Annotated in this window: 19 protein-coding genes; 9 read left to right on the top strand and 10 right to left on the bottom strand. The window is 69.2% G+C overall.

Annotated elements, in window-relative coordinates; translation table 11 throughout:
* Positions 1-35: 35 nt before the first annotated feature.
* The 4 genes from M4V62_RS28275 to M4V62_RS28260 are packed head-to-tail and all read left to right on the top strand — an operon-like array spanning position 36 to position 3241.
* Complete coding sequence (locus tag M4V62_RS28275; RefSeq protein ID WP_249590016.1) at positions 36-1004, top strand: metal ABC transporter substrate-binding protein; 969 nt, start codon at positions 36-38, stop codon at positions 1002-1004.
* 32 nt (positions 1005-1036) lie between these two features.
* The gene (locus M4V62_RS28270; RefSeq protein WP_425575069.1) at positions 1037-1840 is read left to right on the top strand and encodes a metal ABC transporter ATP-binding protein; all 804 of its coding nucleotides are present in this window, start codon (positions 1037-1039) and stop codon (positions 1838-1840) included.
* A 5-nt stretch (positions 1841-1845) separates the two neighbouring features.
* Positions 1846-2739 carry a metal ABC transporter permease gene (locus M4V62_RS28265; RefSeq protein WP_361057979.1) on the top strand — a complete coding sequence of 298 codons (894 nt, stop codon included), beginning with the start codon at positions 1846-1848 and terminating at the stop codon, positions 2737-2739.
* A gap of 37 nt (positions 2740-2776) precedes the next feature.
* A complete protein-coding gene (locus M4V62_RS28260; RefSeq protein ID WP_249590014.1) occupies positions 2777-3241 on the top strand; it encodes a Fur family transcriptional regulator in 465 nt (154 codons plus the stop codon).
* Positions 3242-3302: 61 nt separating this feature from the next.
* Here M4V62_RS28260 and M4V62_RS28255 read toward each other — a convergent pair whose 3' ends face one another.
* Both M4V62_RS28255 and recO read right to left on the bottom strand, forming a co-directional pair.
* Positions 3303-4124 (bottom strand): isoprenyl transferase, encoded by an 822-nt coding sequence (locus M4V62_RS28255; RefSeq protein ID WP_249590013.1) that lies wholly within the window; start codon positions 4122-4124, stop codon positions 3303-3305.
* 51 nt (positions 4125-4175) lie between these two features.
* The gene (recO, locus tag M4V62_RS28250) at positions 4176-4928 is read right to left on the bottom strand and encodes a DNA repair protein RecO (RefSeq protein WP_249590012.1); all 753 of its coding nucleotides are present in this window, start codon (positions 4926-4928) and stop codon (positions 4176-4178) included.
* Positions 4929-5271: 343 nt separating this feature from the next.
* Here recO and M4V62_RS28245 point away from each other — a divergent pair, with 343 nt between their 5' ends.
* Positions 5272-5949, top strand: a complete 678-nt coding sequence (locus M4V62_RS28245) for an AIM24 family protein (RefSeq protein ID WP_249590011.1) — start codon at positions 5272-5274, stop codon at positions 5947-5949.
* 24 nt (positions 5950-5973) lie between these two features.
* Here M4V62_RS28245 and M4V62_RS28240 read toward each other — a convergent pair whose 3' ends face one another.
* Positions 5974-7074: a nuclear transport factor 2 family protein gene (locus M4V62_RS28240; RefSeq protein WP_249590010.1), complete on the bottom strand. Its 1101-nt coding sequence runs from the start codon at positions 7072-7074 to the stop codon at positions 5974-5976.
* A 176-nt stretch (positions 7075-7250) separates the two neighbouring features.
* Here M4V62_RS28240 and sigJ point away from each other — a divergent pair, with 176 nt between their 5' ends.
* Positions 7251-8189 carry an RNA polymerase sigma factor SigJ gene (gene sigJ, locus M4V62_RS28235; protein ID WP_249590009.1) on the top strand — a complete coding sequence of 313 codons (939 nt, stop codon included), beginning with the start codon at positions 7251-7253 and terminating at the stop codon, positions 8187-8189.
* Positions 8190-8220: 31 nt separating this feature from the next.
* Here sigJ and M4V62_RS28230 read toward each other — a convergent pair whose 3' ends face one another.
* From M4V62_RS28230 to M4V62_RS28220, 3 genes are read right to left on the bottom strand one after another with little or no spacing between them, the layout of a single operon-like run.
* Positions 8221-8844, bottom strand: a complete 624-nt coding sequence (locus tag M4V62_RS28230) for a DUF1266 domain-containing protein (RefSeq protein WP_249590008.1) — start codon at positions 8842-8844, stop codon at positions 8221-8223.
* Positions 8845-8891: 47 nt separating this feature from the next.
* Positions 8892-9113 carry a hypothetical protein gene (locus M4V62_RS28225; protein WP_386545179.1) on the bottom strand — a complete coding sequence of 74 codons (222 nt, stop codon included), beginning with the start codon at positions 9111-9113 and terminating at the stop codon, positions 8892-8894.
* Positions 9110-9292, bottom strand: coding sequence for a hypothetical protein (locus tag M4V62_RS28220; protein ID WP_249590007.1), 183 nt, complete (start codon positions 9290-9292; stop codon positions 9110-9112). The genes M4V62_RS28225 and M4V62_RS28220 overlap by 4 nt, the downstream gene beginning before the upstream one ends.
* Positions 9293-9410: 118 nt before the next feature.
* Here M4V62_RS28220 and M4V62_RS28215 point away from each other — a divergent pair, with 118 nt between their 5' ends.
* Together M4V62_RS28215 and M4V62_RS28210 are read left to right on the top strand one after the other, a co-directional pair.
* Positions 9411-10244, top strand: coding sequence for a helix-turn-helix domain-containing protein (locus M4V62_RS28215; RefSeq protein WP_249590006.1), 834 nt, complete (start codon positions 9411-9413; stop codon positions 10242-10244).
* Positions 10226-10507 (top strand): DUF397 domain-containing protein, encoded by a 282-nt coding sequence (locus M4V62_RS28210; RefSeq protein ID WP_249590005.1) that lies wholly within the window; start codon positions 10226-10228, stop codon positions 10505-10507. Before M4V62_RS28215 ends, M4V62_RS28210 begins: the two co-directional genes overlap by 19 nt.
* Positions 10508-13028: 2521 nt before the next feature.
* Here the strand turns inward: M4V62_RS28210 and M4V62_RS28205 are convergent.
* From M4V62_RS28205 to M4V62_RS28190, 4 genes are all read right to left on the bottom strand, one after another.
* Entirely contained in the window at positions 13029-13523 is a 495-nt protein-coding gene (locus M4V62_RS28205) for a GNAT family N-acetyltransferase (protein ID WP_249590004.1), read from the bottom strand.
* An 88-nt stretch (positions 13524-13611) separates the two neighbouring features.
* Positions 13612-13899 (bottom strand): helix-turn-helix domain-containing protein, encoded by a 288-nt coding sequence (locus M4V62_RS28200; protein ID WP_425575086.1) that lies wholly within the window; start codon positions 13897-13899, stop codon positions 13612-13614.
* 23 nt (positions 13900-13922) lie between these two features.
* Entirely contained in the window at positions 13923-15803 is a 1881-nt protein-coding gene (locus M4V62_RS28195; protein ID WP_249590002.1) for a beta-galactosidase, read from the bottom strand.
* The gene (locus M4V62_RS28190) at positions 15800-16528 is read right to left on the bottom strand and encodes a FadR/GntR family transcriptional regulator (RefSeq protein ID WP_249593035.1); all 729 of its coding nucleotides are present in this window, start codon (positions 16526-16528) and stop codon (positions 15800-15802) included. The genes M4V62_RS28195 and M4V62_RS28190 overlap by 4 nt, the downstream gene beginning before the upstream one ends.
* Before the next feature lie 219 nt (positions 16529-16747).
* Between M4V62_RS28190 and M4V62_RS28185 the strand changes: the two genes are divergently transcribed.
* Positions 16748-18385, top strand: a complete 1638-nt coding sequence (locus M4V62_RS28185; RefSeq protein WP_249593034.1) for an ABC transporter substrate-binding protein — start codon at positions 16748-16750, stop codon at positions 18383-18385.
* Positions 18386-18405: the final 20 nt, after the last annotated feature.

The raw sequence follows: 18405 nt of genomic DNA, 5'->3' as shown, positions 1-18405 counted from the left end.
GACAATCGTTTCCAGATTTGTTGAAAATGAGTGTCATGAACGTACGTCGCCTCATACCCACCGCCGCCGTCGCCACCGCCACGGTTCTCGGCCTCACGGCCCTGTCCGCCTGCTCCTCATCCAGTGCCGCGGACAAGAACGGCGACGGCAAGCTGAACGTGACGGCGTCGTTCTACCCCATGCAGTACCTGGCCCAGGAGATCGGTGGGGACCACGTCTCCGTGGACACCCTGACCAAGCCGGGCGTCGAGCCGCACGACCTGGAGCTCAGCCCGAAGCAGACCGCCCATCTCGGCGAATCGGACTTCATCCTCTACCTCAAGGGCATCCAGCCCGCCGTCGACGACGCCATCGGCCAGTCCGGCGTGAAGAACACCGTGGATGCCGCGACCCTCACCAAGCTGGAGAAGCACGGCACCGGGGTCGGCCACGACCACGGCCACGACCACGGGGACGAAGAGCACTCCGAAGAGGGCGAAGCCGGTGCCGACCCGCACATCTGGCTCGACCCGGTGAAGTACGCCGAGGTCGCCGAGGGCGTCGGCAAGGCGATGGAGAAGGCCGACCCCGACCACGCGGCGGCGTACAAGAAGAACACCAAGGCCCTGGTCAAGAAGCTGGACGCCCTGAACACGAAGTTCGAGGACGGCCTGAAGGACACCAGGACCAAGACCTTCATCACCACGCACTCCGCCTTCGGCTACCTCGCCGAGCGCTACGGCCTTGACCAGGAGGGCATCGCAGGCGTCGACCCCGAGTCGGACCCGAGCCCCGCCCGCATCAAGGCACTTCAAGACATCGCGAAGAAGGACGACGTCTCCACGGTGTTCTTCGAGACCCTCGCCAGCGACAAGACCGCCACGACGCTCGCCACCGACGCGAACCTCAAGACGGACGTCCTCGATCCCCTGGAGGGAATCACGGACAAGTCCAAGGGCGATGACTACGTAGGGGTCATGGAGTCCAACCTCGCCGCGCTCGAGAAGGCCCTCGGCGCGAAGTGAACGCACGGCTAGCAGCATCGGAGGCGCACGCCATGGGAGCCATGGAAGCCACGGACGACGCGGGGTCCGTCCCGCCCGTCATATCCGTGAGGGCGGCCACGGCCACCCTCGGCGCGCGCCCGGTGCTGCGCGGCATCGACCTCACCGTCAAGCGCGGTGAGGTCGTCGCCCTGCTCGGCGCCAACGGCTCGGGCAAGTCCACCGCCGTCCGCTCCGTGATCGGCCAAGTCCCCCTGACCGGCGGCGACATCAGCCTCTTCGGCACCCCCCTCAAGCGCTTCCGCCAGTGGGCCCGCATCGGCTACGTACCGCAGCGCACGACGGCCGCCAGCGGCGTCCCCGCGACGATCCGCGAGGTCGTGTCGGCAGGCCGTCTCTCGCGTACGAAGCTGTCGAAGCTGGGCTGGACGACCAAGGCGGACCGCGCGGCGGTCGACCGGGCGATCGGGCTCGTCGGCCTCGGCGACCGCGCCAAGGACTCCGTGAGCGCGCTCTCCGGCGGCCAGCACCAGCGCGTGCTCATCGCCCGCGCGCTCGCCTCCGAGCCCGAGCTGCTGATCATGGACGAGCCGATGGCGGGCGTCGACCTGGCCAGCCAGGAGATCCTCGCCCAGACCCTGCGCGAGCAGGTCGCGGCCGGCACGACCGTCCTGCTCGTGCTGCACGAGCTCGGCGCCCTTGAGCCGCTGATCGACCGCGCGGTCGTCCTGCGCGACGGCTGCGTGACGCACGACGGTCCGCCGCCCAAGGCCACGGGACAGCACGCGCTGCCCGGCCACGACCACGTACATCCGCACTCGGCCGACGAGCCGATCCGCACGGGACTGCTGACCTGATGATGATGGAAATCTTCCAGACCGAATTCATGCAGCGGGCGCTGATCGCCGCCGTCCTCGTCGGCATCACGGCCCCGGCCATCGGCATCTACCTCGTCCAGCGCCGCCAGGCCCTGATGGGCGACGGCATCGGCCACATCGCCATGACGGGCGTCGGCCTCGGCTTCCTGCTCAATTCCAGCCCCGTATGGATGGCGACGCTGATCGCCGTCGTCGGCGCGGTGACGATGGAGCTGATCAGGGCGTACGGCAAGACGCGCGGTGACATAGCGCTCGCGATGCTCTTCTACGGCGGCATGGCGGGCGGTGTCCTGCTGATCAACCTCTCGGACACCGGCTCGAACGCGAACCTCTCCTCGTACCTCTTCGGCTCGCTCTCGACGGTCTCGGACTCCGACGTCACGGCGATCTGCCTGCTCGCGGCCTTTGTGGTCCTGGTCACGGTCGGCCTGCGCAAGCAGCTGTTCGCGGTGAGCCAGGACGAGGAGTTCGCGCGGGTGACCGGGCTGCCGGTCCGGGCCCTGAACCTCCTGATCGCGGTCACGGCCGCGGTGACGGTCACCGTCGCGATGCGCGTCGTCGGCCTGCTCCTGGTGAGCGCGCTCATGGTGGTGCCGGTCGCGGCGGCCCAGCAGATCACCCGCTCGTTCAAGGTGACGTTCATCCTGTCGGTGGTCATCGGCACCGCCGTGACACTGTCCGGCACGGTCACGTCGTACTACGAGGACGTGCCGCCCGGAGCGACCATCGTCCTGATGGCGATCGGCGTCTTCGTCGTCCTGACCGCGCTCGCGACGCCTCTGGCACGGCGGCGGGCACGGGCCGTGGCGGCCGCCGACGCGACCTGCACGGCGGACGTCCCCGAGGCGCGGCGCCCGGCGGACGAGGTCACCGTCTGAGAGCGAGCTGGCACAATGGCCCGACGGGATATGACAGATGTGCGGGCGATCGTGCGAGTTTTCAGTTGAGTCAGTTGAGGAGGCACCTGTGACAACGGCTGCGGGACCCCCGGTACGAGGCCGATCCACCCGGCAGCGCGCCGCTGTGGCGGCGGCCCTGGGCGAGGTGGACGAGTTCCGCAGTGCGCAGGACCTGCACGACATGCTCAAGCACAAGGGCGATTCGGTGGGCCTGACCACGGTCTACAGGACGCTCCAGTCCCTCGCCGACGCCGGCGAGGTCGACGTGCTCCGCACCGACGAGGGCGAGTCGGTCTACCGCCGCTGCTCCACCGGCGACCACCACCATCACCTGGTCTGCCGGGTGTGCGGCAAGGCGGTCGAGGTCGAGGGCCCCGCGGTCGAGAAGTGGGCCGAGGCGATCGCCTCCGAGCACGGGTACGTGAACGTGGCGCACACGGTGGAGATCTTCGGGACCTGTGCGGAGTGCGCGCAGAAGTGACGTGAGCTGAACGCACGGTGGGCCCGCACCGGATTCGGTGCGGGCCCACCGTGCGTCCGCGTCAACTGTTCGCGATCTCTTCCTCGTTCGGGATCGCCCCGCCGAACCGGCGGTCGCGCCCGGCGTACTCCAGGCAGGCCCGCCACAGGTCGCGCCGGTCGAAGTCGGGCCAGAGCACGTCCTGGAAGACCATCTCGGCGTAACTGGACTGCCAGATCAGGTAGTTGGAGGTGCGCTGCTCGCCGCTCGGGCGCAGGAACAGGTCCACGTCCGGCATGTCCGGGTAGTACATGTACTTGGCGAAGGTCTTCTCGTTCACCTTCGACGGGTCCAGCTTGCCCGCCGCGACATCGCGCGCGATGGCCTGCGCGGCGTCGGCGATCTCGGCACGGCCGCCGTAGTTGACGCAGAAGTACAGGGTCATCGCGTCGTTGTCGACGGTCTGCTCCTGGGCGATCTGGAGCTCCTGGACGACGGACTTCCACATCTTGGGCATGCGCCCCACCCAGCGGATCCGGATCCCGAGCTCGTTCATTTCGTCCCGGCGCCTGCGAATGACGTCGCGGTTGAAGTTCATCAGGAAGCGGACCTCGTCGGGCGAGCGCTTCCAGTTCTCGGTGGAGAAGGCATACAGCGAAAGGTTCTTGACGCCCATCTCCAGGCAGCCCTTGAGCACGTCGAGGACGACGCCCTCACCGACCTTGTGCCCCTCGGTGCGCGGCAGTCCCCGATCCTTGGCCCAGCGTCCGTTGCCGTCCATGACGCACGCCACATGCTGCGGCACCAGCTCACCGGGGATCTTCGGCGGCGTGGCGCCCGAGGGGTGCGGCTCGGGGACCTTGTACTCACGGCGGGACCGTCCGAGGATTCCGCGTCGTGCCATGGGGGGCTCTCTCCTACCTAGCTGTTCTCTGTACGTGACGTGCTGACGTGCTTACGTGCTCTTCTCGACATACCGCAACGAGCGGAGTCCGCGCTCCAAGTGCCAGTGCAGGTAGGCGGAGACGAGCCCGCTGCCCTCCCTGACATGCCGCGCCTCGCACGCGTCCGCGGTCTCCCAGTCCCCGGTGAGCAGCGCACCGAGCAGGCCGAGGGCTTCCGACGAGGGTACGACGCTGCCGGGCACCCGGCAGTCGACGCAGACGGAGCCGCCCGCGGCGACGGAGAAGAACCGGTTCGGACCGGGCATTCCGCACTTCGCGCAGGAGCTGAAGCTGGGTGCGTAGCCGTTCACGGCGAGGGAGCGGAGCAGGAACGCGTCGAGGATGAGATGCGGCTCGTGCTCGCCGTTGGCGAGGGTGCGCAGACCGCCCACGAGCAGCAGATACTGCTGCACGGCGGGCTCGCCCTCATGGTCGGTGAAGCGCTCCGCGGTCTCCAGCATGGCCGTGCCCGCGGTGTAGCGCGCGTAGTCCGTGACGATCCCGCCACCGTACGGAGCGATGGTCTCACTCTGTGTGCACAGCGGCAGGCCGCGCCCGATGAGTTCACTGCCGCGTGCGAAGAACTGCACGTCGACGTGGGAGAAGGGTTCGAGCCGCGCCCCGAACTTGGACTTGGTGCGCCGCACGCCGCGGGCGACGGCGCGGACCCGGCCGTGGCTGCGGGTGAGCAGCGTGATGATGCGGTCCGCCTCACCCAGCTTCTGGGTGCGCAGCACGACGCCGTCATCACGGAACAGGCTCATGCGCCCATTCTCGCGTACGGGGCCGACAGCCGTGGCCGGGGTGCCCGATCGCCCCTACTGCCGGCTGATCGCCCGCGTGACGCCCGCCGCGATGGTCGTGGCCAGGGTCCAGGGTCCAGGGTCCAGCCGGTGACGATCAGGGCGTACGAGAGCGTCTGGTACGCCCCTTCAGCGGCGTACGCCTGCTCCTGCCCGAGCCGCCCGCTGATCCGCGCCCCGGTGACCCGGAGCACCGGGGTCTCGCCCTCCTGGCGCTCCCCGCCCGGGTGTCAACTGCCCTTCCCCTTGCGCCCGTTGCCCCGCACCCCCTGGACGAACCACTCACACCTGTCAAAATGCCCGCATGAAGAGTGATCTGTTCTCCACGGAGCACATGGCGCAGCAGTCCGTCGTCCCCGGGATGACCCTGCACAACGCCAAGTCCATCAAGTACGCGGTCAACGGCGAGATGCACGCACGGCAGGGCGCGATGATCGCCTACCGCGGCGACCTCCAGTTCGAGCGCAAGGGCCAGGGCGTCGGCGGCATGCTCAAGCGGGCGATGACCGGTGAGGGGCTTCCGCTCATGGCGGTGCGCGGCCAGGGCGAGGCGTGGTTCGCGCACGAGGCGCAGAACTGCTTCATAGTCGACATCGAGCCGGGCGACGTCCTCACCGTCAACGGCCGCAACGTCCTGTGCTTCGACTCGACACTGTCGTACGAGATCAAGACGGTGAAGGGCGCGGGCATCACCGGCGGCGGCCTCTTCAACAGCGTCTTCACGGGAGCCGGGCAGCTCGGCCTGGTCTGCGAGGGCAATCCGCTGGTGATCCCGGTCTCGCCCCAGCAGCCGGTGTACGTCGACACGGACGCGGTGGTCGGCTGGACGGCGAACCTCGACACCACACTCCACCGCTCGCAGTCCATCGGCTCGATGATCAGGGGCGGTTCGGGCGAGGCGGTGCAGCTGATGCTGCGGGGCGAGGGATACGTCATCGTGCGGCCGAGCGAGGTGACGCCGCAGAAGCCGCAGCAGCACTAGTCCCCAGGGCGGGGCCCGGCCACGTCAGTATCCGATGGCCTCTCGGAGGAGCAGCACGGTGCCGCGCCCTGGTCGGGGTTCCGCGTTGAGGATGAGCAGGCGGTTGACGGCGCTGGGCATCCCGTACGCCGCCTGGGCGCGGGCGTTCTCCAGCGGGAGGGCGTGCTCCTCGACGCGGCGCAGCGCTGTGTTCAGGTCGGGCACCACCTTCTGAGCGCCGATGATCCAGACCGCGTGGGCGGCACCGCCCGCGTTGGCGGGGAGTTGACTGCCGCTGCCCGAGGCGAGAACGAGCGAACCGGTCTCGGTGACCGCGGCGACACTGTTGACGACGAATTCGGGGCAGGCGACCAGCCTGCGGATCTCGTCGGCGCCGGTGGCACGGTCGATGGCCAGGATGCGTGGCCGGATGGCGTCGTACTGGCCGCCGGCGTTGATGTCCTCGTCGATGCCGGACAGCCGGAGCGTCTCGCTGGCTCCGGTGAGCACGCCGACGCCCTCGGGGATCAGTTCCTTCACACGGACGCGCGCGGCCGCGGCGTCGTCGAGGATCTCGGCGGCGAAACCGCCCGCACGCAGCGCGGCGGCCGCCCTCTCCAGTTGTCCGGCCGATGCCGGGTCGGCGAAGGACGCGGCCGGAGCCGGGGTGGCCGTGGCGGCTGCCGAGCTGGTCACGGAGCCTTGCGCCGCGTGGGGCGCCGTGCCCCCCAGCGGGGAGGTGTCGAGGTACCTGACCTCGTACACCCGCTCGGCGAACTTCCAGCCCTCCGCGGTGCGTTGGTAGCGGTCGTGGTAGACGGCGTAGTTCAGACCCTGGCGTCCGTCGAGGGTGCGCGCGAGTTCCTGGATGTAGGCGCGGCCGGTCGCGGTGTCGCCGTCGAGCAGGATCGTGCCGGGGTGCGTGGTCTGTACGAAGAAGTCCCACTGGCTCTGCAGCAGCTCGCCCCCGGCGCGGATCTCCTCACGGCCGACCTGCTCGACGGGGATGTCGGGCATGCGCAGGGCGCCGTCCGGTGTGAACAGCGACGCCAGGCGTGGCCGGTCGCGCATCATCGCCGCGTCGGTGAACTCGCCGCGCAGTGCCTCGATCTCGACGCGGTCCGCGATGGCCTGGAAGTCGTTCATCGTCAGTCCCCTCTCCCTCTTGCTGTCGGCCTTGCTGTCGGCCTTGCTGTCGTCTTCACCGGTACGACAGCGCAGCCCTTCGGAATGTGAGGCGGATGCGTCGGCCTCACATTCCGGTGCGCTGTCCTGTCGTAACGGGTAGAGGCACGGAAGCGAGCGAGGGAGACGGTCGGACCATGACCAGCAGAGCCGAGCCCGGCGACGAACAGAGCGATCCGGGCCTCAGCGCGATCATGCGCGAGCGGCGCCGGCTGACCAACCTCGCCTATCGGCTCCTCGGGTCCCTTGCCGACGCCGAGGACGTCGTGCAGGAGACCTACACGCGCTGGTACGCCATGTCCGCACGGGAGCAGCAGGCCATCGAGTCGCCCGGCGCCTGGTTGATGAAGGTCGCCGGCCGCATCTGCCTGAACCTGCTCGGCTCGGCGCGGGCCAGGCGGGAGACGTACGTGGGCGCGTGGATCCCGGAACCGCTGCCCGAGCCCGCGGAGTCGGTCCACGGGCTCTCCGGGGTCGGCGTCATCGACCCCGCCGACCGGGTCACCCTCGACGAATCGGTGACGATGGCCTTCCTGGTCGTCCTCGATTCGATGACCCCGGCCGAGCGCGTCGCGTTCGTCCTGCACGACGTCTTCCGCTACCCCTTCGGCGAGGTCGCGGAGATCGTCGGCCGCACTCCGGCGGCGTGCCGCCAACTGGCCACGTCCGCCCGCCGTCGCATCCGCACCGCGCAGACCCCGGCGGGCCCGGGTGCCGGCCAGGCCGCCGTCGTCAGGCGGTTCAAGGCGGCGTGGGAGGCCAAGGACATCGATGCCCTGATCGGCCTGCTCGACCCCGACGCCACCGCGACCGCCGACGGCGGCGGTCTCGCCGTCACCCACCTGCACCCGATCCTGGGCGGTGAGCGGATCGCACGTGCCTACGCCAGGATCGCGAGCAGGTCGGGTGACCGCACCACGTTCCTGGAGTGCACGGTCAACGGTCTGCCCGGCTTGGTGGCGTGGCAGGACGGCGAGCTCGCGACCGTCTTCGCGTTCGAGATCGTGGGTGACCGGATCAGGAATATCTGGGCGGTGCGAAACCCCGAGAAGCTCCGCCGCTGGCGGATGGGCTGAGGAGCGCTACGGAACACCGCGGCGTGACGCGCTATCGGGCGGTCCTGGACCGGTCGGGGTGGCTGATCGCTTCCCAGGGGGCGAGGTTCCAGGGGCTCGTCCGGTTCGCCGGGTCCAGGAGCGACTGGAGGTGGGCGTCGGACGCGGCCTGGGGTGCGGGGAAGCTCTCGTCCTGGGTGCCCCTGAGGCTGTCCTTCCAGACCTGCCTGCCGAGGAGGTAGTGGTCGGCGTACTCCTTCCAGGAGGCGTACGTCCCCGCGACCGTCGGCACGATGTTCTTGAGCCGGTTCCAGGTGTCGGCCTCGCTCAGCATCCCGCAGGCGAAGCCGCGCCGCGCGATGTCCACGTAGAGCGCGATGTCCCAGGCCAGCGGTGCGATGCCGAGGCGCCGCTGGGCCATGGCGCGGTAGCCGGTGTTCGCGAGTCCGCCCAGGCGCCCGAGCAGCTGCTCGGGCGCGGTGATCTCCCACTGGTCGGCCAGCCACTTCTGGGCCTTGCCGTCGTCGACGCGGGTGAACGGATACAGGGTCGTCCGGGACGCGTCCTTGTCCCGGCTCACCGGCGCGCTCAGCGACACCATCCACAGCTGGTGCATGGTGAGCGGTGTCGGGTACCTGGACTCGACCTTCGGCTTGCTCCACTTCCATATGGCCATGGCGCCGCACCTTACGTCACGCCCTACGTCACGCCCTACGTCCTACGTCACGGCACTTCACCCCGGCTTCGGGCATTGGCATAGGCGGTCGCGGCGCGCAGGCGCTCCGAGTCGGTGGCGGTTCTGAGTGCGTCCGGGGCGCAGTCCCACTCCCGTCCGCCGCCGAAGGGACGGAGCTGGATGTAGGGCCCTTCGTGGCCCATGACCCTGCCGACCTGGCCGGTGCGGGTATCTACTGCGTAGGCGCCGATGGGCAGATACAGGTTCATGCCCTCCCTCCGCCTTCCAATTCAATGAGTGGACAGGGGGCCTCGCGGGTCAAGGATGTGGGGTCGATCCGCAATGACGGAAGAATAATTCCGGCCCGCGCGAGTGCGGCGCGCAATTCCTTCATGGTCTCCTCCGCTTCTTCGACGCATAGCGTCAAGTACGCCTTGCTTTCAGCCATGACGTGGATCCCCTTTCCCATCGGATTTCACGCTTCGTGTCTCGATGGTGACGGGTCCGACCTACACTCGGCAGGAGTCTGTGCGCTACAACTGCTGCGCAGTGGAGGGTGGTTGGCCATGGCCAATGGTTCGCGACAGGCGGCTTGGGAGTTCTTCGGGGCGGAGTTGAAGCGGCGGCGGGAGGATGCGGGGCTCACGCAGTCTGCACTGGGGGTGCAGGTCTTTGTATCCGGCGGATACATCGGCCTATTCGAACAGGCCATTCGGAAACCGCAGTTGGATGTGGCGCAGCGACTGGACGAGGTTCTGCAAACCGATGGCCTTTTCGAGCGGATGTGGCGCAAACTCATCAAGGATCAGCCGTTTACGGAGTACTTCGCGCATGCTGCGGAGCTGGAGCGGCTCGCGACGGAGATCAGCGACTTCGCACCGGCGGTGGTCCCGGGGCTGCTGCAGACCCCCGAGTACGCACGAGCGGTCTTCCTCGGCAGCAACCCGTTCGCCACCGACGAGTACATCGAGGATCTGGTCCGAGCCCGAATGGATCGCACGCTGCTCCTCAAGGACGCGGCACGACCCGTGTATTGGGCGATCCTGCACGAGACGGTGCTGCGCATGCCGGTCGGCGGGCCCGCGACGATGGCCCGGCAGCTCGATCACATCGTGGCGATGGCGCACGAGCGCAAGGTGCAGGTCCAAGTGCTCCCGTTCGCGGCTGGGGCGTACTCGCCGATGGGCAAGATGATGTGGCTCATGGAGTTCGAGGACGCACCGCCAACTGTCTATACAGAGGCGGTGTTTTCGGGGAATTTGCTGGACGATCCGGCTGTGGTGAAGCGGACGCAGGCGTCTTACGATCAGCTCAGGGCCGTCGCGTTGTCGCCGGAGGCGTCCCTGGATCTGATCGATTCGGCGTCGGAGGAATTCAGACGATGCGCGAGTACGACCTGAGCAACGCCAGCTGGCGCAAGAGCAGCTACAGCGGCGGCGACGGTGGTGAGGCTTGCATAGAGGTCGCCTACGACTTCGTGGGCGCCGCCCAGTGGCGCAAGAGCAGCTACAGCAACGGCGAGGGCGGCAACTGCGTCGAGGTTGCCGACGGAGTCCCCGGCATAGTCCCGGTACGGGACAGCAAGAACCCCGAGGGCCCAGCCCTGCTGCTCGGCTCCGAAGCCTGGTCGGCGTTTGTGGCGGACGTCCGCACGGTCAACTGACAGGCAGGGTGCCCCTGGCCAGAGGCGGAGGCTTCGGCGGCCCAGCGGTGAACAGGGCGCCGGGGCCGCCCGGTTGTCCCGAGGTTGGCGGTTCCGGGCCGGGAGTCAAGGGCGCTCCTGCGTCGCGTCGGCTGCGCCGATTCCGCTGCGCTCCACCCTTGACACCCGTCCCTCCACCGCGCGAGGGAAGACGACCGGACGGCCCGAGGGGCGGGACTCTCGACCACGGCCGTGGGGCCATCACCCTCTCGCTGCCGGGTGCGGACCGGATCTTCCGGCGTGACCCTCACGCGGAGAAGGGGCGGGCGCCCGGCCCGCAGCCGCTCCGGGAATCGGTGCCGGTCTCGTCAAGCGACTGCGGCCTGGTTCCTCCGGCGTGACCGTCACGCGGAGAAGGGGCGGGCGCCCGGTCCGCGATCGCTCCGGGGATGGGCGCCGGTCTCGTCAAGCGACTGCGGCCTGGTTCCTCCGGCGTGACCGTCACGCGGAGAAGGGCGGCGCCCGGTCCGCGATCGCTCCGGGGATGGGCGCCGGTCTCGTCAAGCGACCGTCGACCGGTTCTTCCGGCGTGACCGTCACGCGGACAGAGGCCGGGCGCCCGGTCCGCGATCGCTCCGGGGATGGGCGCCGGTCTCGTCAAGCGACCGTCGACCGGATCTTCCGGCGTGACCGTCACGCGGACAGAGGCCGGGCGCCCGGTCCGCGACCACTTCGGGAATGGGCGCCGGTCTCGTCAAGCGACTGCGGGCTGGTTCCTCCGGTGTGGCCGTCACGCGGAGAAGGGCGGGCGCCCGGTCCGCGACCACTTCGGGAATGGGCGCCGGTCTCGTCAAGCGACTGCGGGCTGGTTCCTCCGGTGTGGCCGTCACGCGGAGAAGGGCGGGCGCCCGGTCCGCGTCCGCTCCGGGAAGCGGCACCGGCTCGTCAAGCGACCGTCGGCCGGATCTCCTGGGGCGGCCGTCAGCGGTACGGGTGGGTGCCTGGGCCGCAGCCGCTTCCGGGGAGGGGGGCCGGTCTCGTCAGGCGACAGCCGACCGGGTCTTCCGCCCGTGGCCGTCACGGGGTGAGGCGCGCGGGCGGTCGGGGGTGAGGCCGTTCTTGCCGAGCGGGCTGCCGCCGGGCGCTGGGAAGGGGTTCTGTAGGCGGGGCGGGGAGCCGATTGCAGGAAAGTGCCACGCCAGCCCGTGTATTGGAGGCACATGGGTGGGAATTTTCTGCAATCCGCTCGCTCGGGGTGTGCTTTGGCCGCCTTCGGGGTCGGCTCCCCGCGAAACGGTGCGTGATGCCCTCACCACTCGCCACCGACATCTCGGTGCCGGGGCTCTTCAGGGCGATGCGGGTGGTGTGGCGCACCTACTTTGGCAAAGTTGTGTTCTGGCAGAAGGGGGGCGCGCGTATTGCGTAATGCGCCTTCTCGGAATTAGGTGCCGGACCCCCCACCCTCTCGGAGTCGACCGGCCCGCGTCAGCCGTGACCTGCACACCCCGGCCCGCGTCCGGTCGGCAGGCGCGTGACGAAACCCGCGCCCTTCAGCAGGCCTTCGTCTGCCCCTCCACCTGGCGGCCACCCCGGAAGACCCGGCCTGCTGTCGCCTGACGAGACCGGGACCCATTCCCGGAGCGGCTGCGGACCGGACGCCCGCACCTTCTCCCCGTGACGGCCACCCCGGAAGACCCGGCCTGCTGTCGCTTGACGAGACCGACACCCCTCCCCGAAGCGGCTGCGAACCGGGCGCCCGCACCTTCTCCCCGTGACGGCCACCCCGGAAGACCCGGCCGACGGCCGCCTGACGAAACCGGCACCCACCCCCGAAGCGGATGCGGACCCGGCGCCCGCCCCTCCTCCGCGTGACGGCCATCCCGGAAGATCCGGTCTGCTGTCGCTTGAGGAGACCGGCACCCATCCCCGGAGCGGATGCGGACCGGACGCTCACCCCTTCTCCCCGTGACGGCCACCCCGGAAGATCCGGCCGACGGCCGCTTGACGAGCCGGTGCCGCTTCCCGGAGCGGATGCGGACCAAGCGCCCACCCACTCTCCGTGTGACGGCCACCCCAGAAGATCCGACCGACGGCCGCTCGATGAAACCCGGCACCCCCCACCGGAGCAATCGCGGACCGGGCGCCCGCCCGTCACCGTGACTGTCACGCCGGAAGAACCAGCCCGCAGCCGCTTGACGAGACCGGCACCCACCCCCGAGCCGGATGCGGACCGGGCGCCCGCCCTACTCCCCCTGGGGGTCACCCGCAATGAGCCGGGCCGCACCCGGCAGTGAAAGGGTGATGGCCTGACGGGAGTGGTCGAGAGTCCCACCCCGTGGCCGCCCGGTCATATCGCTTCGCGCGGTGGAGGGTTGGGTGTCAAGGGTGGAGCGCAGCGGAATCGGCGCAGCCGACGCGCAGCGCAGCGGAGCGCCCTTTACACCCGGCCCGGAACCGCCAACCTCAGGACAACCGGGCGGCCCCGGCAACCAACACCACCACAGGCCCAGCAACGCCCCCGTCACCCGAACCACAAGGGACCTCAGCCCGGCAGGACCTCCCGGAAGTAGCGCACCTCCGTCCGGCCCTCCAGGGGCAGCTCCACCTCCCCCACCACCACGAACCCCGTACGCTCAAGCACGGCACGGGACCGAGCGTTGTCCGCGTACGTCGCGGCCCGCATCGCGGTCAGCCCGTAATCGGCTTCGGCCAGCTCGCACAGCCGGCGTACGGCATCGGTGGCCAGGCCGCGCCCCGCCGCCCGCTCGGCGACGCGATAGCCGAGCTCGGGCTCGCCGTCCGCGACGTCGACGAGATTGACCCGCCCGAGAACCGCACCCTCCCCATCCACCAACAGGTGGAAGTGGCAGGTCCCGGCGGCCTGTTCGGCGAGCAGGGCCGCATGCCAGGCGGCGAACTCGGCGAAGTAGGCGTCGCCACGGTCAGGCACGGACCGGGCGAAGTACCCGCGGTTCTCGCGCTCGAAGGCGAGCAGGGCGGGAGCGTGATCGGCGCGCAGACGCTGGAGTTCGGGCATGGCGGAAACTTAACCCTGCCGCTTCTGCTGCCGCACGGGAAATACTGGCGCAGGTCAGCCCACGTCGCGGTGAAGCGCCCCGCTCCCGTCATCCAACCTTCCGCAGCTCCCCGTCGCCGAACACCGCGACCATCACCAAGCTGCCGCCCAGCGCCTCGACATAGCGCGCCACCACATCCGTGCCGGACACCTGGCCGCTCTCGATCTGGGAGACCCGGACCTTGCTGACGCCCATGCGCTCGGCCACTTGGGCCTGGGTGTACCCGCGCTCCTGGCGCATCTCGGCCAGCCGCCACGCGCGAGCCTCGGCAAGCATGCGTTCAGCGCCTTCGAGGAACGCATCACGGTCCCCCGCCAGTTCGCCGGGCCACCCCAGTCCACCAGGCCACTCGGAGGAACTCAGCCCCTGATCACCACAACGGAGTTGTCCCGCGCGTCCATCCGCACATGCAGCCTCTCCCCCGCCCCCGTGACCCGCGTCCGCACCTGCACCCCCTCCGGCAGGTCCGGGAGAGTCGGTTCCACCCCGCACTCCGACCGCACCCTGTCGAGGAGTTCCCGCATCTCCTTGGGGGCGGGCCGCGTGCCCAGGTACCAGGCGACCCCCTCGCCGTACGCGTGGCGCGTCACCGCAGGGGCGCCTCCGCCCGGGAACGTGCTCACCGCCTCCGCGCCCTCCAAGTGGATCTCCTCCGCCCACGTGCCGTCCGGGCGCGGGTCGAACTCCTCCACGCGGAGACCGAGCAACTCGCGGAAGGGGGCCGGGTAGCCGCCCAGGTGGACGCGGTCGTGTTCGTCCGTGATTCCGGAGAAGTAGGACATGACCAGGGTGCCGCCCTCACGTACGTACGCGCGGATTCGTTCTGCGGTCTCCTGTGAGACCGAGTAGAGGTTGAGGATCAGGAGCAGGCGGTACTCGGTCAAGTCCCCGTCCACCGGGACCACGTCGCAGGCCACCGACGCCTCGTACAGCGGCTTGTGGTGGGCCAGGGCCGCCTCCAGGAGCGTCACGTCCTTGCTCGGGTGCGCGTCCAGTTCCAGGGCCCACCAGCTCGGCCAGTCCAGGAGCAGCGCCGCGTCCGCCCGCTCGGGGCGTGAGCCCAGCAGGGCGGGGTGCGCCGCCAGTTCCGCGCCCAGTTCACTTACCTCCCGGAAGATCCGCGTCTCGCGGCCCCCGTGCGGCACCATCGCCGAGTGGAACTTCTCCGCTCCCCCGCGCGACTGCCGCCACTGGAAGAACAGCACCGAGTCCGCCCCGTGCGCCACCGCCTGCCAGCTGTCCAGGCGCATCCGGCCCGGTGGCTTCCTGCCGTTGCGCTCGCGCCAGTTCACCGCCCCCGGCGCCTGTTCTAGGAGCAGCCACGGCCGGCCGCCTTTCAGGCCGCGCATGACGTCGTACGAGAAGGCTGTTCGGTGGAGCGCATCCGGATCGTGCGGGTCCGGGTACGAGTCGTACGACACCACGTCCAGGTGTGGCGCCCAGGCGAACAGGTCGAGTGTCTTCGCCACCGGGACGAAGTTCGTCGTCACCGGTACGTCCGGTGTGATGCGGGTCAGGACCTCCTTCTCCGCCAGGTAGCACGCGAGGAGCTCGTCCGAGGCGAAGCGCCAGTAGTCCAGTTGCTGGGACGGGTTGCGGAACGACGGGGCCTTGCGCGGGGTGTGGATCTCCTCGAACGTGCCGTACCGCTGCGACCAGAAGTCCGTCGACCACGCGTCGTTCAGCGCCGCCACCGTCCCGTAGCGCTCGCGCAGCCAGGTGCGGAACGCCGCCGTCGACACCTCGCAGTGGCAGTGGCGTGAGATGTGGCAGCCGTATTCGTTGCCGATGTGCCAGAGCGCGAGGGCCGGGTGCGTGCCGTAGCGCGTGGCCAGGCGTTCCGTCAGGCGCACGGCGTATCGGCGGTACACCGGGCTCGACGGGCACCAGTGCTGGCGGGAGCCGGGGTGCAGGCGGACGCCGTCCTCCGTCACGGGGAGGGTCGAAGGGTGCAGGCGCGTCAGCCACGGTGGCGGGGACGCCGTCATCGTGGCGAGGCTGACCGCGACGCCTGTCTCGGCCAGGCGGTCCATGTGACCGTCCAGCCAGGTGAAGTCGTACGCACCCGGGGTCGGCTCCGTCTTCGCCCAGGAGAAGATCCCTAGCGTCACGAGGTTCACGCCCGCCTCGCGCATCAACTCGGCGTCCTCGGCGTGGACTTCCGGGCCCCACTGCTCGGGGTTGTAGTCGCCGCCGTAAGCCAGAGACGTAACCCGGTCATAGAAATAACTCAGTCTCATCCGACCCCCCTCGACTCCTGGCCCGACCGCGCCTCGATCCCCCTGAAATGATCCGCCATCGCCCGCTGAGCCCCCTCCACGTCCCGCGCCCGCAGCGCCGTCACGATGTCCCGGTGCCTGCTCACCGTCACGTCGGGCGCCGGATCGCGGGCCCACCCGCGCACCCCCGCCACCCGGTTGAAGACGTTCCAGAACGCGCCGAGCAGCTGCGGCACCAGCTCGTTGCCCAGGGAGCGGTAGAGCGTCTCGTGGAACTCGCGGTCCAGCTCCGGGAAGGCCCCACCCGCGTCCGCCGCCTCCTCCATCTTCCGGACAAGGGCCTCCAGTTGGCTCAGCTCCTCGTCCGTGAGCAGCACCGCGACGCGCCGCACCAGGCCCTCCTCAAGGACCTCCCGCACCTGGAGGATCTCCTCCAACGCGCGGGTGTCGTCGGCTAGTTGAACCAACGTACGGAACGTGAGGCCGTCGGCCAGCGGGGTCAGTGACGCCTGGCCCACGTACGTCCCGTAGCCGTGTCTGATCTCCACGATGTCCAGGGCCTGGAGCGCCTTGAGCGCCTCGCGCACCGAGTTCCTGCTGACCCCCAGCTCTTCCATCAGCTCGGCCTCGGTGGGCAGCAGCGCGCCCGGCCGGAGCCTGCGATCGAGTATCAACTGCATGACTTCGCGCTGGACTTGGCTGCCCACGCGCCGTTCGCGGACTGGCTCCTGAGGCATGCGGCACATCGTAGGCACGGATGACATCCCACGTCCCACCTCCGGACCAACATCGTTCGGGACGGCCCGCATGCGGCCCGGATTCGGATCCGTGCGCGATCTCTTGACCGGCCTTCGCGGCGCTCTTATGGTCGCCACGCCACCACGACGTAGGACGTGGGATCTCTCAAGGGAGACACAGTGAGCGACCAGAAGACCCGCACCGGCTCCACCGGGCCCCTCGGGCCGATCGGCTCCACCGGACACACCGGGCCCGCACCGGACCGCCGGTCCTTCCTCAAGTACACCGGTGCGCTGGGCGCGGCCGCCGCCATCACCACCACGCTCTCCGCCTGCTCGTCGGGACCCGAGTCCACGAACGACGCCGGAGGGGGTGGCGGGAAGGGCGGAGACTCCACCCTCACCGCCGTCATCGGCTATGGGAACGACGGCAGTTGGGACCCGACGCAGACCGCGTCCGCGTTCGCGATGGCCGGCAACGAACACATCTACGAGGGGCTGCTCAACACCGACCCCATCACCCGCGAGCCCTATGCCGCGCTCGCCACGGAGATCCCCACCGACGACAAGGCCACCACCTGGAAGTTCACGTTGCGGCCCGGCGCCAAGTGGCACGACGGGAAGCCCGTCACCGCCGACGACGTGGTCTTCGTCTTCGACCGCATCCTGGACCCGAAGACGCAGACCCTGGCCAAGGGCTTCTTCGAGAGCTGGCTGAAGGAGGTCAAGAAGGTCGACGCGACCTCCGTCGAGCTCGTCCTGAAGTTCCCGTTCCCGGACGGCCTCGCCCGCCTCTCCCTCGCCAAGATCATGCCGAAGCACGTCTTCTCCAAGCCCGGCGCCTGGGACGACGCGACCAAGGGCAAGGCAGTGGGCTCGGGACCGTACAAGCAGGCGTCGCACGCCCCGAAGTCCAACACCACCTTCGAGGCCTTCGACGACTACAACGGCCCCCGCAAGGCCGCCTTCAAGAAGATGAACTGGCTGACCATCGTGGACGCGGCGCCCCGCGTCGCGAAGATCTCCGGCGGCAGCGCCGACTCGGAGATCGCGGACAACATCCCGTACGCCAACATCGAGCAGCTCAAGAAGGGCGGGCTCACCGTCGAGGGCGGGGCGGGGATGAACAACCTGTTCCTGATGTTCAACACCGCGCACAAGCCCTTCGACGACGTGCGCGTGCGCCAGGCCCTGCACTACGCCATCGACACCGAGAAGATGATCGAGGTCGCGCTCAAGGGCCACGGCAAGGCGTCGACCTCGTTCCTCAACGAGTCCAACCCCGCCTACCGGCCCGCGAAGACGGTCTACGCGTACGACCCGAAGAAAGCGAAGGCGCTCCTGAAGGAGGCCGGGGTCAAGGATCTGTCGATCAACCTCATGGCGGTGAACGTGAGTTGGATCGTCGACTGTCTGCCGACCATCAAGGCCTCGTGGGACGCGATCGGCGTCAAGACGACGCTCGACCCGCAGGAGACCACGGCCGTCTTCACCAAGATGGACCAGAAGAAGGACTACCAGATCGTCGCGGCAGCGTCGAACCCCAACCAGTTCGGCATCGACCCCGACCTGATCATGCACTACAACTACGGCCCCGAGAACCTGTGGATGGGCTACGCCCGCTGGGCGGACAACTCCACCGCCAAGAAGCTCTTCAAGGACATGGACCAGGCGACGCGCGAGCCCGACGCCACCAAGAAGAAAGCCATGGTCCAGGACTACATCGACATCGTCGCCGAAGAGGCGGTGATCTACCCGGTCGTCCACAACGAGCTGATGACCGCCTGGGACCCGAAGAAGCTCACCGGCATCAAGGCCCAGCCCTATCCGGGCATCAACCTCCTCCAGGCCAAGTGGGCCAAGTAGCCCTTTCAGCACTGTCGTTG

The sequence above is a fragment of the Streptomyces durmitorensis genome (genome assembly GCF_023498005.1).
In the GTDB taxonomy this organism is placed as follows: Bacteria; Actinomycetota; Actinomycetes; order Streptomycetales; family Streptomycetaceae; genus Streptomyces; species Streptomyces durmitorensis.
The sequence above is the reverse complement of the archived record's forward strand: the minus strand, read 5'-3'. Positions and strand labels throughout refer to the sequence as shown.

Excerpts from the sequence above, each read along its gene's own strand:
- M4V62_RS28275 (WP_249590016.1), top strand. The coding sequence starts at position 36 with ATGAACGTACGTCGCCTCATACCCACCGCCGCCGTCGCCACCGCCACG.
- M4V62_RS28270 (WP_425575069.1), top strand. The coding sequence starts at position 1,037 with ATGGGAGCCATGGAAGCCACGGACGACGCGGGGTCCGTCCCGCCCGTC.
- M4V62_RS28265 (WP_361057979.1), top strand. The coding sequence starts at position 1,846 with ATGGAAATCTTCCAGACCGAATTCATGCAGCGGGCGCTGATCGCCGCC.
- M4V62_RS28260 (WP_249590014.1), top strand. The coding sequence starts at position 2,777 with ATGTGCGGGCGATCGTGCGAGTTTTCAGTTGAGTCAGTTGAGGAGGCA.
- M4V62_RS28255 (WP_249590013.1), bottom strand. The coding sequence starts at position 4,124 with ATGGCACGACGCGGAATCCTCGGACGGTCCCGCCGTGAGTACAAGGTC.
- recO (WP_249590012.1), bottom strand. The coding sequence starts at position 4,928 with ATGAGCCTGTTCCGTGATGACGGCGTCGTGCTGCGCACCCAGAAGCTG.
- M4V62_RS28245 (WP_249590011.1), top strand. The coding sequence starts at position 5,272 with ATGAAGAGTGATCTGTTCTCCACGGAGCACATGGCGCAGCAGTCCGTC.
- M4V62_RS28240 (WP_249590010.1), bottom strand. The coding sequence starts at position 7,074 with ATGAACGACTTCCAGGCCATCGCGGACCGCGTCGAGATCGAGGCACTG.
- sigJ (WP_249590009.1), top strand. The coding sequence starts at position 7,251 with ATGACCAGCAGAGCCGAGCCCGGCGACGAACAGAGCGATCCGGGCCTC.
- M4V62_RS28230 (WP_249590008.1), bottom strand. The coding sequence starts at position 8,844 with ATGGCCATATGGAAGTGGAGCAAGCCGAAGGTCGAGTCCAGGTACCCG.
- M4V62_RS28225 (WP_386545179.1), bottom strand. The coding sequence starts at position 9,113 with ATGAACCTGTATCTGCCCATCGGCGCCTACGCAGTAGATACCCGCACC.
- M4V62_RS28220 (WP_249590007.1), bottom strand. The coding sequence starts at position 9,292 with ATGGCTGAAAGCAAGGCGTACTTGACGCTATGCGTCGAAGAAGCGGAG.
- M4V62_RS28215 (WP_249590006.1), top strand. The coding sequence starts at position 9,411 with ATGGCCAATGGTTCGCGACAGGCGGCTTGGGAGTTCTTCGGGGCGGAG.
- M4V62_RS28210 (WP_249590005.1), top strand. The coding sequence starts at position 10,226 with ATGCGCGAGTACGACCTGAGCAACGCCAGCTGGCGCAAGAGCAGCTAC.
- M4V62_RS28205 (WP_249590004.1), bottom strand. The coding sequence starts at position 13,523 with ATGCCCGAACTCCAGCGTCTGCGCGCCGATCACGCTCCCGCCCTGCTC.
- M4V62_RS28195 (WP_249590002.1), bottom strand. The coding sequence starts at position 15,803 with ATGAGACTGAGTTATTTCTATGACCGGGTTACGTCTCTGGCTTACGGC.
- M4V62_RS28190 (WP_249593035.1), bottom strand. The coding sequence starts at position 16,528 with ATGTGCCGCATGCCTCAGGAGCCAGTCCGCGAACGGCGCGTGGGCAGC.